Source organism: Sulfobacillus thermotolerans, assembly GCF_039623705.1.
Lineage (GTDB): Bacteria > Bacillota > Sulfobacillia > Sulfobacillales > Sulfobacillaceae > Sulfobacillus > Sulfobacillus thermotolerans.
On record NZ_CP133983.1, the window covers coordinates 824,181 to 838,668 of the forward strand.

The following is a 14,488-nucleotide window of genomic DNA, read 5'->3' on the forward strand; positions in this document are numbered from 1 at the left end:
GGCGAACCCTTTTGGGGTCATTTGCCAGCACCGTTAGAGCCGTGGATGCGACCAGGAACGCGTATTTCGGGTGTTCGGCAGTCAGCCTGGCAGTTACGGCTCCGGCATTCTGCCTTTGCTGCACACGGGCCAATGGCAAAATCCCGACGACCTTGCGCGCGTGTACTTAGCGTGGTCGAGTTATGCCTATACAGCAACAGACTATGGCATCCCCGCACCAGAGGCTTTTCGTACACGCATGGCATCCGTGCAAATTGCCACCAAAAATCAAGACAACCGGGAACACGACATTTTTGATAGTGATGACTATCTTCAAGATCATGGCGGAATGGCCGCGACCATCCGCTCGCTGACAGGGGCGATGCCGGATTTATACTTCGGAGATTCCTCTGACCCTGGCCGGGTGGGCATGCGCAGTTTTCAAGATGAAGCCTACCGGGTGTTCCGCAGCCGCGTGGTCAATCCTCGGTGGATTGAAGCTGCGATGCGCCATCACTATAAGGGAGCTTTAGAAATGGCCAACACGATGGACTTTCTTTTTGGCTATGACGCGACGGCAGACTCAAAATGCGCACCAAAAGTTTGTACCAGGACTTCTCGCCCGAGCACACCGCGGCATCTTATATGTAGATGAAGTCAACTTGCTTGATGACCAATTAATCGATCTCTTATTAGACGCAGCGGCTTCAGGGATGGTGCATGTTGAACGAGACGGATTTTCACTGACGTATCCTGCACGGTTTATCTTGGTCGGTACGATGAATCCCGAAGAAGGTGAGTTAAGACCGCAGCTGTTAGATCGTTTTGGCTTATCGGTCGACATTACCACGCCACAGCAGGTAGAGGAACGCATGGAGATTGCGGAGAGACGGTTGGATTTTCATCGAAATCCCCAGGCATTTCTGGAAAAATGGACGGAGCAAACGCATTGGTGGGAAACTCGTATTGCCGAAGCATCCCAGCGGCTTACGGACATCAATCTCGGCCGCGATATCCTTCGCTATATCACCCAAAAAGCTTTGGATGCGCATGTGGAAGGCGTGCGTGCTGATTTGGTAATGGCCCAAGCGGCACAGGCTTATACCGCGTGGAGAGGAGGGACGACCGTCACGGAAGAGGATGTGGAAGCCATCAGTGAACTTGTGTTGGCACACCGCAGGCGACCTGCACCGCCCGGGGCCCCGCGCCCTCATCCGCCTCAAGATACGCCGCCACAAGGAGGCGCTACGCCTACTGGGCCTACGGGATTTCAGTCGCTAGGGGCCGGACCTAGTCAAAATCCTCCTCCAGAGCGTGTTGTCCGCTCCCAAAACTTTACCGGTGAGATGTCGATTTTACAGGGCGCATGGCCCAAGACAGAGCGCCGTAGCGTCACCGATAGGCTTCAGGACAAACCACGCCGTTTGGGACAGCCCTATGGGCGTCTGGGATTAGGCGCCAGGCGCCAATGGCCCCAGACGACAAAATCCGCCTTGTGGGTCCACTGGCCGCTGACGATTACCCAGGCACTGCGGCGTGGAGTTCAGCCATTTAAGGTCTTAGGCCTCGATTTATCTTTCCGGGCCGCGAAAAGACGCAGTACCGTCGTGTTTGTTTTTGTTTTGGATACGAGTGCGTCTATGGCCAGTATCAAACGTTTGGGACGGGTCAAAGGGGCAGTGGCGCAAGCAGCACAAACCATCTATCTAACGCGGTCGCGTTTTGCTGTGCTGGCTTTTGGGCGGGGGCAGGCGACGGTGTTGCTCACTCCCACGCATAAAAAAACGCGGCTCCAGCGCGTGTTAGACGAGCTTCCGGCAGGGGGCAACACGCCTTTGTGGGATGGCCTGAGCGAAACCGCTGAACACTTGCGGCGTTGGCGGGAAAAGCATGCGTGGGTTTATCACGTGGTACTTATTACTGATGGCAAAGTGGCAGGGTTGTCAGATACTCCAAGAACATTAGCCTCTGCGGCGCGTTGCCGACACGCGCTTAGGCAATCTCCGGTAGTGCTGCATGTCATTGATGCGGAAATTGGGCGAACGACGACGCCCTGGGCTAAAGTGGTGGCCCAAGCTTTGCAAGCGTCTTACCGAACCTTAGAAGATTGGGCCGTGAGGAGACCATCATGAGAGCCACAGACATCTATCGTGCGAGCTTTGCCTTGATTCGGCAGCAGTTGTCCGATTTTCCAGGTACGCTTAGAGAACGCGATGTCGTGGAACGAATAATTCATGCGACGGCTGATTGGGATTTTGCCCACGTCATGCGGTTTCATCCTGAGGCGGTTGACCAGGCCCTGAAGACACTTTTAGGACAGGGGAGCGTTATTGTCGATGTGCGGATGGCGTTAGCCGGAATGGATCACATGCGGATGGCGAAGTTAGGCGTGCAGACGGCTTGTTATATTGATGACGTGGAGGTCACCAAGGAGGCTGCCCGCACGTCGGTAACCCGAGCAGCACTCGGTATTCGTAAGGCGGTGCATGATAACCGGGGGGATGCTCCCATTGTCGTGGTAGCCAATGCCCCTACCGCGCTATTTGAAGCCTTGGAATGGGTGAATCAGGGGTGGCGCCCCGCTGTCATTATTGGTGTTCCCGTGGGATTTATTATGGCACAAGAGTCTAAAGAGGCATTGATTGACAACGGACGGGTTCCTTATATAGCAAATCCGACACCCAAGGGGGGGAGTCCAGTGGCTGCAGCGATTATGAATGCGTTGTTGCGCATGGCCACCGGGGAGAGCCCATGGTAGCGGCAGGAATTTATGTTATTGGGGTGCCACCTGAAGGATTGAAAGCCGTTGAGCAATCATGGCGTCGAGTCATTCAAAGCGCCGACTGGGTCTACGGGGGTCGACGTCTTTTGAATATGTTGCCGTCTGGTTCCCAGACGCTAGAAATCAGCTCTCCTTTGACCCCTGTTCTTGACCATCTCAGGGTGCATGAAGGAACCTTGCGAGTGGTGTTAGCCACGGGCGATCCAAATTTCTTTGGGGTGGCTGAGGCCATTTATCGGAACATACCGGCATCTTTGGTGACCGTGGTTCCTGCTTTGTCTTCTATGCAAGCTGCATTTGCGCGATTAAAAATGTCATGGCATGATGCCTATTTTGGCAGCGTCCATGGACGGCCGCTCGAACAGGCCATTTCGTGGGTTGCCCGTTATAACAAGGTGGTCATTCTGACAGATCCTCATCACAATACGGCGGCCTTAGCCAAGGATTTGACGGCGCGGGGATTCGGAGAGGTGACGCTTTATGTGTGTGCGAATTTAGGGATGGATTCGGAGAAGGTCTTTTCGGGAACGGCGATGGCGCTGCAAGGTGCGGATGATGACGGGTTTTCCGTCGTTGTGGTTTGCAATCCTCATGGCGGTCAAGCCGTTTACGGCATGGATGATGACAGGTTATTGCGGCCGGAAGAACAGCCAGGCATGATGACGAAAAAGGCCGTGCGCGCTGTTAGTATTGCGCAGTTAGGGCTTAGCCCGCGCAGCATCTTATGGGATATTGGAGCGGGCACCGGGGCTGTCTCGATTGACGCATCGCGCGTTATCGGACCACAAGGTGCGGTCTATGCGGTGGAAGCGAATCCTCAAGACTACGAGATCTTATGCCAGAATATCCAAACGCATCAAGCGCCAGTTTATCCCATTTTGGGGAGAGCCCCACAGGGACTTGAAAGTTTGCCCGATCCCGATGCCGTATTTATTGGGGGATCTGGTGGGCAATTAGCGGAGATTATTGATAGCGCGGGGGAGCGGCTACATGTGGGCGGTCGAATGGTTTTGACCCTTGTACGGTTCGACCACTTAACACAGCTGTCCCATCTTTTTCCGCGTCATTTTCATTGGACCGTTCAGTGGTTGAGTTCGGCGTTAATGAATCCCGAGCGACAAGTTCCACGATTTGTGCCAGAGAATCCGGTATTTGTGGTCACGGCGGAAAAAGGGGTGAAACAATGAGCGTTAAAGGCCGTCTCTATGCTATTGGAGCAGGGCCTGGTCACGTTGAATGGTTGACGTTGCATGCTGATCGTATTTTAAAGCAGGTGGAAGTGATTGCTGTACCCCAAGGTCAAGGGAGAAAAGGACGGGCTGAACAGATTATTGCGAGCTATATTACCCCGGCTAAAGTTTTGCTGCAACTGCACTTTCCTATGATTACCAGCACCGAGCTGTTAACGAAAGCGTGGGACGAAGCGGCCTTGCAAGTGGCATCTTTCTTGACCCAAGGGCAAGACGTTGCCTTTGTCACGGAGGGCGATCCATCGTTGTTCTCTACGTTTTATTATTTACTGCAAGCGCTACGCGTGATGATCCCAGATGTGGCATTAGAAATTATTCCCGGCATTTCATCAATATTTGGTGCCTCAGCCATCCTTGCCACCCCCTTAGTCATGGGCGCTGAATCGTTGGCGGTCGTGCCGGCATCATCCAATTTGGCGGCCGTGGCGCAGGCTCTTCAGCATTTTGATACCGTGGTCATTCTCAAGATTGCGCGGGTTTTTGAGCAGGTGCTGGCGATGCTTGACCAAAAGGGGTTGGTGGAGCGCACTGTTTATGTGGAAAATGTCGGATATTCTCATGCACGGGTCGTGATGGATGTGCACCAACTAGACCCTCACACGGTGCCTTATATGTCGTTGTTCATTGTGCGCTCTGGGCGTCAGGATGCAAGGGAAAGCACGCGAGAGTCGGTCGGACTGTGACAGCGGTTTTATCGAGTTGGGGATTTTCATTAGGAAGCCGAAGGAGGCAGGCGGAATTGGCGACGTTACCAACAAAATTCCGAGCACGGATATGAAAGAAATTCGTCCTGGAACGGTTTACATTATCGGAGCCGGGCCGGGGGATCCGGAGTTGCTCACCATCCGCGGGCAACATATTCTCGAACACGCGGATCTGGTGGTCTATGCGGATTCGTTGGTCAATCCAGAGCTGTTGGCCTATTGCCAGTCCGGCGCTGAAGTCGTGACGAGCAGTGATAGGGATTTGCAAGACATTGTGGGGGTGATGACAAAAGGGGCGCAGAGCGGAAAAGTGGTGGCCCGGCTGCATTCGGGGGATCCAGCCATATATGGGGCTATGGCAGAACAAATCCAGGCATTGCGCGCTCAGGAAGTGCCTTTTGAAATTGTTCCAGGGGTCAGTGCGGTCTTTGCTGCAGCAGCGGTCATAGAACGGGAACTGACGGTTCCTGGAGAAAGTCAGACAGTGATTTTGACCCGGGTGCAAGGGCGCGCTTCCCAGGTTCCTGCGTCAGCGTCTTTAGAAAGCTTGGCGCGTCATCAAGCGACCGTGGCGATTTTTCTCAGTGCGGCATTAGGCCACAAAGTCTCCCGCGAACTGCAAGCGGCAGGCCATAGCCCAGACGCTCTGGTCTGTATTGTGTACCGTGCGACATGGCAAGATCAGCAGATAGTTTGGAGTACGGTCGCCAGATTGGCGGAGGATTTGCGCACGGCCGGCATTCATCGCCAGGCGTTGATTTTGGTAGGTCCGGCGATCACCCATGACGGCTTACAACGTTCACGGCTGTATGATGAGGCCTTTGGCCATTTATTTCGACGGCCCAAGGGGCCTAAGCCATGAGCTCTGCTCCTTGGGCGGCGGTAGCGGTGACCCGGCGGGGCCGTAACACATTGGATGCACTGCGTGAGCAAGGTGTGGCGTTTGATGCATGGGTTCCGACCCGCCTGGCCGACGGGACTCGCTATCACGGGTACGGGGGATCTTTGTCCGCGCTCGTGAGCGAGAAATTCTTTGATTACCGGGCTTGGATTTTCCTTTTGCCCGTCAGTGCTGTGGTCCGCATTATCGCGCCACTGTTGGTGAGCAAATACACGGATCCGTGCGTTGTCGCGATCGACGAGCGTCCACAATATGCGGTCTGTTTGTTATCTTGCCACGAGGGTGCAGGCAATGATGTCACAAGGCGCGTTGCGGCTCTATTAGGCGTGCATGCTGTGGTGACGACCGGGTCTGAGGTGTTAAATCGCTTCTCTTTAGACCTATGGGAACGGGAGCTAAGATGGGTTCGGGGGCCCTCGCGCGATATGACGACGCTATCTCGTCTTATTGTCGAAGGAGAGGCCGTTGGTGTTGTGCAAGAAAGCGGCCCCGTGTTATGGCCGCATCGCATGGATTTCATGCCGTGGATTTATCCCAATTGGGATCGTGTTCCCGCCCAAAACCTTAAGACCCTGCGGGGGTGGCTCTGGATTACCCACCGTTCAGGGCCGTTACCTCATCATCCCGGCGTGATTTTCTACCCTCCCGTGTTGGCTGTTGGAATTGGGGTGAGCCGCGGTACAAAGGCCACGCAGATTGCCGATGTGGTGGACCGCGTGTTCAGTGAGAATCAGTTAGCTCTGGAGAGTGTGGCGAAGGTGGCGACCATTGATATCAAAAAGGATGAAGAAGGTTTGACGGAGTTTGCGGCTCAAAGAGGATGGCCTATTGAATATTTTAGCGCTCCCACCTTAAATGACACGCCTGGTGTGTTTTCTCCTTCGCATGTGGCGGTTCGTCGCGTGACGGGCGCTGTGGCGGTAGCGGAGCCCGCCGCCCTTCGGGCGGCAAAGCTTGGCACATTGTTGGTGCCTAAAGTGAAGACGGACCGGGTTACTGTAGCGGTGGCGTTACAAACCACGTGGTAAGCCAGACATTTAGGAGGGGTTTCCAACGGAAAAATCAGCGGTGTTATTAATTGGACATGGGAGTCAAGATGCAGAAGGTTCTCAGCAATTTGATGAAATGGCCCGCCAAGTGGCCCAACGTTTGCAACAATCTCATTCGATTCCGGTGCACCGGGCGTTTTTAGAATTTGCCGAGCCAGCTATCGGCCCCTATATCGACGTTTTAGTTGCTGAGGGGACAATGCAAATTACCGCGGTACCGGTCATGTTGTTGGATGCGGGACACTGTATGGAGGATATTCCGCATGTCTTGCATGCATCGTTACACCGTCATAACGGACTTCAGATTCACTATGGCAATCACTTGGGCTTTCATCCCGCGTTGCAAGACGTGTTGTTAAGGCGCCTAGCTCCATATCCGCCTACCCCACAGACCGGCATTTTATTCGTGGGCCGGGGTAGCTCTGATCCCGTGGCGAATGCCCATTTTTATCAGCTTTCACGTATGTTGTGGGAGCGGACACAGTATGAGTGGATTGAAAATGCTTTTATTGGCATTACCTTTCCAAGAATGGCCGAGGGGTTAGAGCGTTTATACCGTTTGGGAATGCGCCGTGTGGTGGTGGTTCCGTATTTTTTGTTTACGGGAACGCTCTTCAAGAAAATCAAGGCGATTGCCCAGCAATTTGCAGCGGACCACCATGGGGTGGAAGTGGCCGTGACAGACTACTTTGGCCTCGAGAACGATGTCATTGAGGTGGTGGTTCAGAGGGTGACGGTATCCATTGTCTCACCATCATGGACCAGGCCATTCTCATGATCATGGGCATGACCATGGGTAACGGGCAGTGCTCGCAAGGGCGCATCTACATTGTGGGCATTGGGCCTGGTGATGTGAATTTGTTGTCAATGCAAGCGCGGCAGGCATTAGAACACGCCCAGGTGATTATTGGCTATCAAGGCTATATGCGCTTGATTGAGGCCATTTTGCATCCCCAACGGCAAGTGATTGTAACAAAAAATTTGTCCGAGGAAATTGAACGGGCTCAGCTAGCCATGGAGTATGCGTGCCAGGGGCAACATGTGGCGGTCATTTCGAGTGGGGATGCGGGCATTTATGGCATGGCGAGTGTGGTATTTGAATGGGCGGCCCGTCAGCATGAGAGTCCAGAAATTGTTGTGCTCCCGGGCATCTCAGCCTTACAAGCCGCGGCCGCACGCTGTGGTGCCCCGCTGTCCCATGATTTTGCGGCGATTAGTTTAAGTGACTTGTTGACTCCGTGGCCACTGATTGAGAAACGTCTTCAAGCGGCCATCCGGGCAGACTTTGTCTTAGCCCTTTATAATCCCCGCAGTCAGAGGCGACAAAAGCAGTGGGAACGAGCGCAGGCCATCATCCGTACGCATTGCTCTCCTAGAACACCAGTAGGCATTGTTCGCAATGCCTTTCGTGACGGCGAATCGGTGGTCATCACCGATGTGGCACATTTGGAACCGGATGCGGTCGATATGTTCACGATTGTCTTGGTCGGGAATTCCCAAAGTTTTGTTTGGAATTCCCGCATGATTACCCCGCGCGGCTATTACCCGCCGTCTGATCGTGGACCACGCGTGTTAGTCCTGGGGGGCACCCGTGAGGCTAAGATCATGGCGGAACGTCTGGGACGACGGGGCGCGCGCGTCACGTTATCTTACCGGTTACCGCCTCCTCCGGGTCCATACGGGGAGGGCGTTATGGTCCGCTGGGGAGCATGGGACGACGTGGGCTTAGCACAGTTTTTACGCGATGAAGGCATTGCATGGATTGTTGATATGACCCACCCCGATGCCCAGATTATCCAGAAGGTGGCTCGCTGGGCAGCTCGTGAGCAGCAGGTGCCCTATCTGCGCTGGGAAAGACCGCGAGGTCTTGAACAGGAGGCTTTGGTCCGACGCGTAGATAGCCATCAGCAAGCGGCAGCGGCCTTGCGGCAATATCAGGGGAATGTCTTGCTGCTGACAGGCATTAAATCTTTAGCCATATATACGGAAGCTTTAGCGGATAATCCCGAGATTACCGTAATGGTCCGGCTTTTACCGCGATCTGAAACGCTTTTGCAAGCCGAACAGTTGGGGCTAGGACCCCATCAAATGGTGGCGATGGTGGGCCCATATTCGGCAGCGTTAAATGGGGCCATATATGACCGCTACAACATTCGCGCTGTCGTTGTGAAAGATTCGAGTGATGATTTAGCGAGCAAAGTCGAACCTGCGTTAGAACGTGGGATTGCCGTGATTATGGTTCAATCTAGCTCAGACGGGGTTGATGAGGGTCTAAGCTTTGACGCCATTGAATGCCAGATTTTTGAAACGTCTGGCGCGGTGATATGCTAGAGGTATGGACGGACTGCGCTTAGAAAATATGTTTGAAGACGTGGAAGTGGACGGCCAGTTGCGCCGTCTTCGGCAGGGCTTCACTACCGGGACTTGCGCTCAAGCGGCAACAAAGGCCGCGCTGATGGCTTTGATGGGCCATGATCCTGGAGCGGAAGTGTCAGTGATATTGCCGACAAAACAGCTTGCGTATCTGACAATCCATGGGGTTCATAAAATGGGCGATGGGGTTGTATGCCGCATTATCAAAAATGGCGGAGATGATCCCGACGCAACGCACGGGGCAGAAATTTGGGCCCACGTCAGTTGGCGCGATGACCGTGACATTATCGTGGATGGCGGTCATGGCGTCGGACGTGTGACCAAACCAGGATTGGGATTGCCCCTTGGTGCGGCCGCTATTAACCGGATTCCACGCAAGATGATTTTGCAAGAAGTGCTGGCTGGGCTAAGTGCCAGACCACGGGGCGTAAATATTGTCATAAGCGTCCCTCAAGGACAAGACATTGCTCTAAGGACATGCAATCCACGGTTAGGCATTGTCGGAGGCATTTCAATTTTGGGGACGACAGGAATTGTTCGTCCGTATTCTTTGTCATCATGGAAGGCATCAGTCGTTCTGGCAGTAAAAGTGGCGGCAGAGAGTAGCGACCATGTCGTGTTGGTCACCGGAAGCCGGAGTCGAGATTTTGCCGAACAACAATTTTCTTATGCGCCGATTGTCGAAATTGGGAGATTCTTAGGACCGGCTTTGCATGCTGCAGCCATTCGTCCCCAAATTCGGCGTGTCTCGCTGGTGGGCATGATGGGCAAGCTGGCCAAGGTGGCGCAAGGAGCGCTGGATCTTCACGCCTATGAGTCTCCCCTTATTTTAGAGAGCTTACGGGATATAGCCGTGCGCGCAGGCGCTCATTTGGATCTGCTCAACGCACTGGGGGACGATTCGACAGCTCAACGCGTGGCTGAGGTTGTGGGCACGCGGTATCCAGATTTTTATCGTTTGGTTGCGCAGCGTGTTAAAGCCACTGTGCAGGCAAAATTGCCTTCAACGGTGGCCGTGGATGTGTGGCTGATCAGTGCAACCGGCCAAGTGTTGGCAATGGTTTGCCCCTAAATCGCAAGACCAAGACCCTAAAACATCTCGTTGAATCCCCTTGAAATGACGCTTTGGCGCTCTCGAGTATCCTTTTTTATCCAATCCCATAAAATGGTTTTAACATGAGAGCTTCATCCTGGGCTTCTTGACCTGTGAAATTACGACATAATTTGTCGAATCATAAAAGAGGACTCTTGTGATATGCGGCGAAGATTGTAGTAATGGATTGGGTTGCGGTTCCAAGGAGGGGACACGTTATGAACTCAAAAGATGCTGCCCAGCAGGCGCTGGTCGCGGCTCTTCGGCGTGGTGATATTCGCGCCGTCTTTCAGCCCATATGGACAATACAAGGGCAGTGTGTAGGTTTTGAGGCCTTATCGCGCTTCGCCAATGGTTGTCCTCCGGACAGAGTGTGGGATTACGCTGAACGCGTCCATCAGGTGATGCGTCTTGATCGGATAGCGATTCAACAAGCCGTACGTTCTGCATACGGATTGATGGGGAAATTGTTTCTGAACATTCGCGCGGTCCATTTGACAGCCGCTTCAACCCTTCCTTTTTTAGGCTCCCCCAATCGCATTATCTGGGAAATCACGGAAAGCCAAGTCGCAGATCAAGATGGGGCATCAGGCAGCCTCTGGCTCCGGCAACAGGGTTATGCTTTGGCCTTGGATGATGCGGGCTCTGGGTGTTCAACGCCTCATCGCTTAGACTGGTTGCGTCCCCAAATCGTAAAAATTGATTCGAACGTGGTGCAAGAATGGGCTCAAGGATCGCCCGAAGGGCTGCGTCGCTGGATTGCAGCTGCGCGGGCTATTCACGCGGTGGTTGTGGCTGAAGGCGTGGAAGAACGCGCGTGGCTTGAAGGCTTGGCGCGTGAAGGAATTGAGGCCGTGCAAGGATATGCTTTGGGTCGCCCTGCATCGGCCCCTTATTGGCGTGCGCATACGTCGTACGACCAGGGCCAGGTGGGCCTTTCATGATGAATCACAAGAAGCGAGATTCCCCAATCAATGTGGGGACCGGCCGACACGATGGAGGGTCTCAAACGAAGCCGACCGGCGTTTTAGAGATTTCATCTCATATTGACAAAGGCGGTGGAGCGAAGATGCCCGTGGAGAGTCGAGATACAACGTCACAGGATAACGCCGTACGAACGGATCGCAACAGCTGGTGGAGTTGGCTATGGGAGCGCTACTTACAATGGCCATTATCCAAAAAATTTGCGTGGCAACTTGGCGGAGCTATGGTCATGATTGCCATCATTGAGATAACCAGCGTCACGCTTTTGCTGCTTGCCCACGTAAGAACACTCAATGGGATCGTCGGGCTGATTTTGGCTTTAGGTCTGATTGCGGAACTCAGCGGCATCGTAGCGTTATGGGCTAATGCGCGTTATGTCAGCGCACCGATTGCGATACAAATTGCCAGTATTCAGCGGGTCGTGTCTGGCGATTTGGAAACGGATCGGGAAGCGCCTTTGGGATATGATGAAGTGCGTAGTCTCTATGAAGCCGGTGAGACATTGGTTGAACGGCTGCGCGCGGTATTATATCGGGTCCTATATACGGGTGCTGCTTTGATGAGGCAAACCGCTGCATCATCGGAGAGTGTTCGGCGCGTCAAAACGACCACGGGGCGCATTAGGCAACTCGTAACCGAGATGCGCCAAACGTCGTTAGACGACGGAGAATCCTTACGGATGGTCTCGAGCTCATTAGAAGAGTTAACGGTGGTCGCGGATCAGGTGGCGCAGGCGGCTGAGAGTCAGGCGCGCGAAGCCCAGACAGCGAATTTGGAGATGGCGCAATTGGCTTTGGCCGTGCAAGGTGCGGCACAAGCCCAAGTTAAAGGACAAGCTTTGGTAGCCGAATCGCAAGCGCGAATTGAGGGTGCGGTGCACTCTGTCAACCAAGCGTTAGATCAAATCGAGGCATTGCCGGATGCGATTGCGCGCAGCAATAAGGAAAACCAGGCGCTGGCGCAGCGTGTGCGGGAACTATCGCCGGTCGTGACGACAATTCAAGAAATCGCGCAGCAGACGCAGATGTTGGCGTTAAATGCGGCGATTGAGGCAGCTCGGGCAGGGGAAGCCGGCCGAGGATTTGCGGTCGTAGCAGAGTCGGTGAGGTCTTTGGCTGAGCAAAGTCTAGAGGCTGCTCATCAGACCGCAGCCACCTTGACCGCCGTGAGTGAGGCGATTGAACAAGGGGCCCGACAAAGTGCAGGAATCGCCGACCGGGCGCTACAAGGGCAAAAAGTCCTCACAAGTGTGCGCCAAGAAATCATGGCTATCCCCGAAGCTCTACACGACCTAACGGCGGCGTTGGCTGCGGTGGGTCAAGACGTCCAGCAAGCCACATCGCTGGCGGACCGGGTGGCTCAAAAAGTGACAAGTGAGGCAGCCGCAGCAGAGCAATATGCCGCGGCTGTTGAAGAAATGACCGCGACGATTCAAGGTTTGCGAGAGACAGCACAAGACTTGACCAAGACAGCACAAAGTAATTTGCAACGCACGGAATCTGTTCCCCATGAATTGCTCACGATTGCGCAAGAAATGGATATCAGTGTGGGGACTGTCGTGGCAATGAATGATACTGTCCAAGATCTGCAAAATGTTCTGTCCGGGTGGCGTCTGGTCGGCACGCGAAAGCCGGTCCAATCCTACGTGTCAGCAATGCGCGCATGGCTTGGGGACGAAGCGGGGCGTATGCGTGACTCGTTGCAAAAGCAGGTGCATCCGGAGGATTTGACGTTTGATTATCGGCCGGTTTCACCGAGCGAGTTGCGCCATTTATTTGATCCGGGATAGGGTCGACAGCGAATCGCCGTCAATGAGAACGAGAAGAGATAGGGGAGGTTATTTGAAGATGGAATCACCTATAAATTCTGAACGTCTGATGTCATTAAAGCGGACGGCTTGATTCATTTGCTCAAAGACGAGCGTTGAAGCAAATGCGCCTAGTGGAACGGTGAGTGAACGAGCCTTAAAGGCGGGACGGGTTCTCAAAGACGAGCGTGATGCGAGCGCGTTTGGGGTCCCCTATCAGTCGGTGGCGATCCCCATTATGCAAGATAATGAGGCGGTTGGGGTACTGGCGGTCGTCACCTCCACGCAAGCGCGCCAAGCCATGCAATTAGCTGAACAAGATTTATGGCAGCACGCCGAACATTTAGCTGCGACGGCGGAAGAAACGCATGCGGCGGTTACACATTTGAAGGAAACATTTGACATGTTGGCGCGCCAAGCCTCGGTGATCCAAGACGGGATGGCCTCCACGGAACAATTTACGGATGCGGGAAGCCAAACCATTCAGTCGCTAACCGTCCACACGGAAACCTTGGGGAGCACGATGAAGGGGGTGGGCAGTGCGCGCGAAGCTTTGGAAGGACAAGTGACGACAATTTCGCAATCGACCTCTTTGATTCAGGATATTGCGCGTCAAACCAATTTATTGGCGTTGAACGCAGCCATTGAAGCGGCCAGGGCGGGCGATGCGGGCCGAGGATTTGCGGTTGTGGCCGAGGAAGTGAAAAAGTTGTCAGAAGGGTCGCGTGATGCCACGCGTCACATTGAAGAGACGATTGCAGGCATTGGATCCCGCCTTGTTGAACTAAGCCAAGCTGTCGCTGCGGCGCAGACGGCTCAAGCCGCCGAACACGAGATGAGCCAAAAGGTTTCCGCAAATTTCTTAGATATTGGTGCGGCAGTACGTGAGACAGCGCAGGCATTGCATGCGATCCATGACCAGATTCAGGCCGCAACGAGTGCCATTGAACAACTCACGGCGGCTGCGGCATTGACAGCTGAGCAAGCAACGCAAGTATCAGGATTGGCCACGCGACTTCGTACGCAAGGGCAATAAATTCATGACGAAAAATTCCAGAGGAGGCGTTAGAGAGTGGAGGAGCAATTGTTGACCGTACGGGTGGGATCGTATTTGTTTGGGGCACCCGTCACAGCTGTGACAGAAATTCTTTCGAACCTTTCTGTCACCCACATCCCCCAGACTCCGGAGCTTATAGCAGGAGTCGCGGTGGTCAGAGGACAACCCTTAGAGGTGTGGACCTTAGGAGCGCCTTTGGGCTTGCCGCCAAAAGACGTGGGTTTGGCTTTACGTTGGGAATCCTCTCGGGGGGTATCGTTGGTAGCGGTTGATATGGTCGAGAGTTTATGGACCCCTGGGCCCCCTTTGTCCCGCGATTTGTGGGAAAACTTGATTCCTCAAGCAGCCGCTCCGTGGGTGGTTGGGGCATACCGGATGGAGTCGGAGTGGCTCTGGGCGTTTGCTCCGGATTTGCCTGATCGCTTGCAAGCATCGGTTTTGGGGTCGGGCCGAGTCGCCACGGGCTAAGGGATTGACCAAAGAGGGAACTATTTGAAAGAGGAGGCGGG

At 54.1% G+C, this 14,488-nt stretch carries 13 protein-coding genes and 1 pseudogene; all 14 read left to right on the plus strand.

What is annotated here, in order from left to right:
- The first annotated feature begins 70 nt into the window (after positions 1–70).
- Positions 71–634, plus strand: coding sequence for a cobaltochelatase subunit CobN (locus ORD20_RS04155; RefSeq protein WP_430626533.1), 564 nt, complete (start codon positions 71–73; stop codon positions 632–634).
- On the plus strand, positions 546–2,111 hold the full coding sequence (locus ORD20_RS04160; RefSeq protein ID WP_430626679.1) for a VWA domain-containing protein: 1,566 nt from the start codon (positions 546–548) through the stop codon (positions 2,109–2,111). Before ORD20_RS04155 ends, ORD20_RS04160 begins: the two co-directional genes overlap by 89 nt.
- A complete protein-coding gene (locus ORD20_RS04165; RefSeq protein WP_103373851.1) occupies positions 2,108–2,737 on the plus strand; it encodes a precorrin-8X methylmutase in 630 nt (209 codons plus the stop codon). Before ORD20_RS04160 ends, ORD20_RS04165 begins: the two co-directional genes overlap by 4 nt.
- The gene (cbiE, locus tag ORD20_RS04170; protein WP_103373852.1) at positions 2,731–3,948 is read left to right on the plus strand and encodes a precorrin-6y C5,15-methyltransferase (decarboxylating) subunit CbiE; all 1,218 of its coding nucleotides are present in this window, start codon (positions 2,731–2,733) and stop codon (positions 3,946–3,948) included. Before ORD20_RS04165 ends, cbiE begins: the two co-directional genes overlap by 7 nt.
- Positions 3,945–4,694 (plus strand): precorrin-2 C(20)-methyltransferase, encoded by a 750-nt coding sequence (gene cobI / locus ORD20_RS04175; protein ID WP_103373853.1) that lies wholly within the window; start codon positions 3,945–3,947, stop codon positions 4,692–4,694. Before cbiE ends, cobI begins: the two co-directional genes overlap by 4 nt.
- Positions 4,657–5,577, plus strand: coding sequence for a precorrin-4 C(11)-methyltransferase (gene cobM, locus ORD20_RS04180; RefSeq protein ID WP_242968143.1), 921 nt, complete (start codon positions 4,657–4,659; stop codon positions 5,575–5,577). Before cobI ends, cobM begins: the two co-directional genes overlap by 38 nt.
- Positions 5,574–6,644 (plus strand): cobalt-precorrin 5A hydrolase, encoded by a 1,071-nt coding sequence (locus tag ORD20_RS04185; protein ID WP_103373854.1) that lies wholly within the window; start codon positions 5,574–5,576, stop codon positions 6,642–6,644. The genes cobM and ORD20_RS04185 overlap by 4 nt, the downstream gene beginning before the upstream one ends.
- A gap of 40 nt (positions 6,645–6,684) precedes the next feature.
- Positions 6,685–7,443, plus strand: a complete 759-nt coding sequence (locus tag ORD20_RS04190; RefSeq protein ID WP_430626534.1) for a sirohydrochlorin chelatase — start codon at positions 6,685–6,687, stop codon at positions 7,441–7,443.
- Complete coding sequence (gene cobJ, locus ORD20_RS04195; protein WP_158246096.1) at positions 7,440–8,996, plus strand: precorrin-3B C(17)-methyltransferase; 1,557 nt, start codon at positions 7,440–7,442, stop codon at positions 8,994–8,996. The genes ORD20_RS04190 and cobJ overlap by 4 nt, the downstream gene beginning before the upstream one ends.
- A gap of 4 nt (positions 8,997–9,000) precedes the next feature.
- A complete protein-coding gene (gene cbiD, locus ORD20_RS04200) occupies positions 9,001–10,110 on the plus strand; it encodes a cobalt-precorrin-5B (C(1))-methyltransferase CbiD (RefSeq protein ID WP_103373857.1) in 1,110 nt (369 codons plus the stop codon).
- Between the two features lie 239 nt (positions 10,111–10,349).
- Positions 10,350–11,075, plus strand: coding sequence for an EAL domain-containing protein (locus tag ORD20_RS04205; RefSeq protein ID WP_158246097.1), 726 nt, complete (start codon positions 10,350–10,352; stop codon positions 11,073–11,075).
- Positions 11,072–12,430, plus strand: a pseudogene (locus ORD20_RS04210) (methyl-accepting chemotaxis protein); the annotation flags it as partial. The gene ORD20_RS04205 and the pseudogene ORD20_RS04210, both read left to right, overlap by 4 nt.
- 1,015 nt (positions 12,431–13,445) lie before the next feature.
- Positions 13,446–13,958: a methyl-accepting chemotaxis protein gene (locus ORD20_RS04215; protein WP_430626680.1), complete on the plus strand. Its 513-nt coding sequence runs from the start codon at positions 13,446–13,448 to the stop codon at positions 13,956–13,958.
- 36 nt (positions 13,959–13,994) lie between these two features.
- Positions 13,995–14,447, plus strand: coding sequence for a chemotaxis protein CheW (locus ORD20_RS04220; RefSeq protein WP_103373860.1), 453 nt, complete (start codon positions 13,995–13,997; stop codon positions 14,445–14,447).
- The last annotated feature ends 41 nt before the right edge of the window (positions 14,448–14,488 follow it).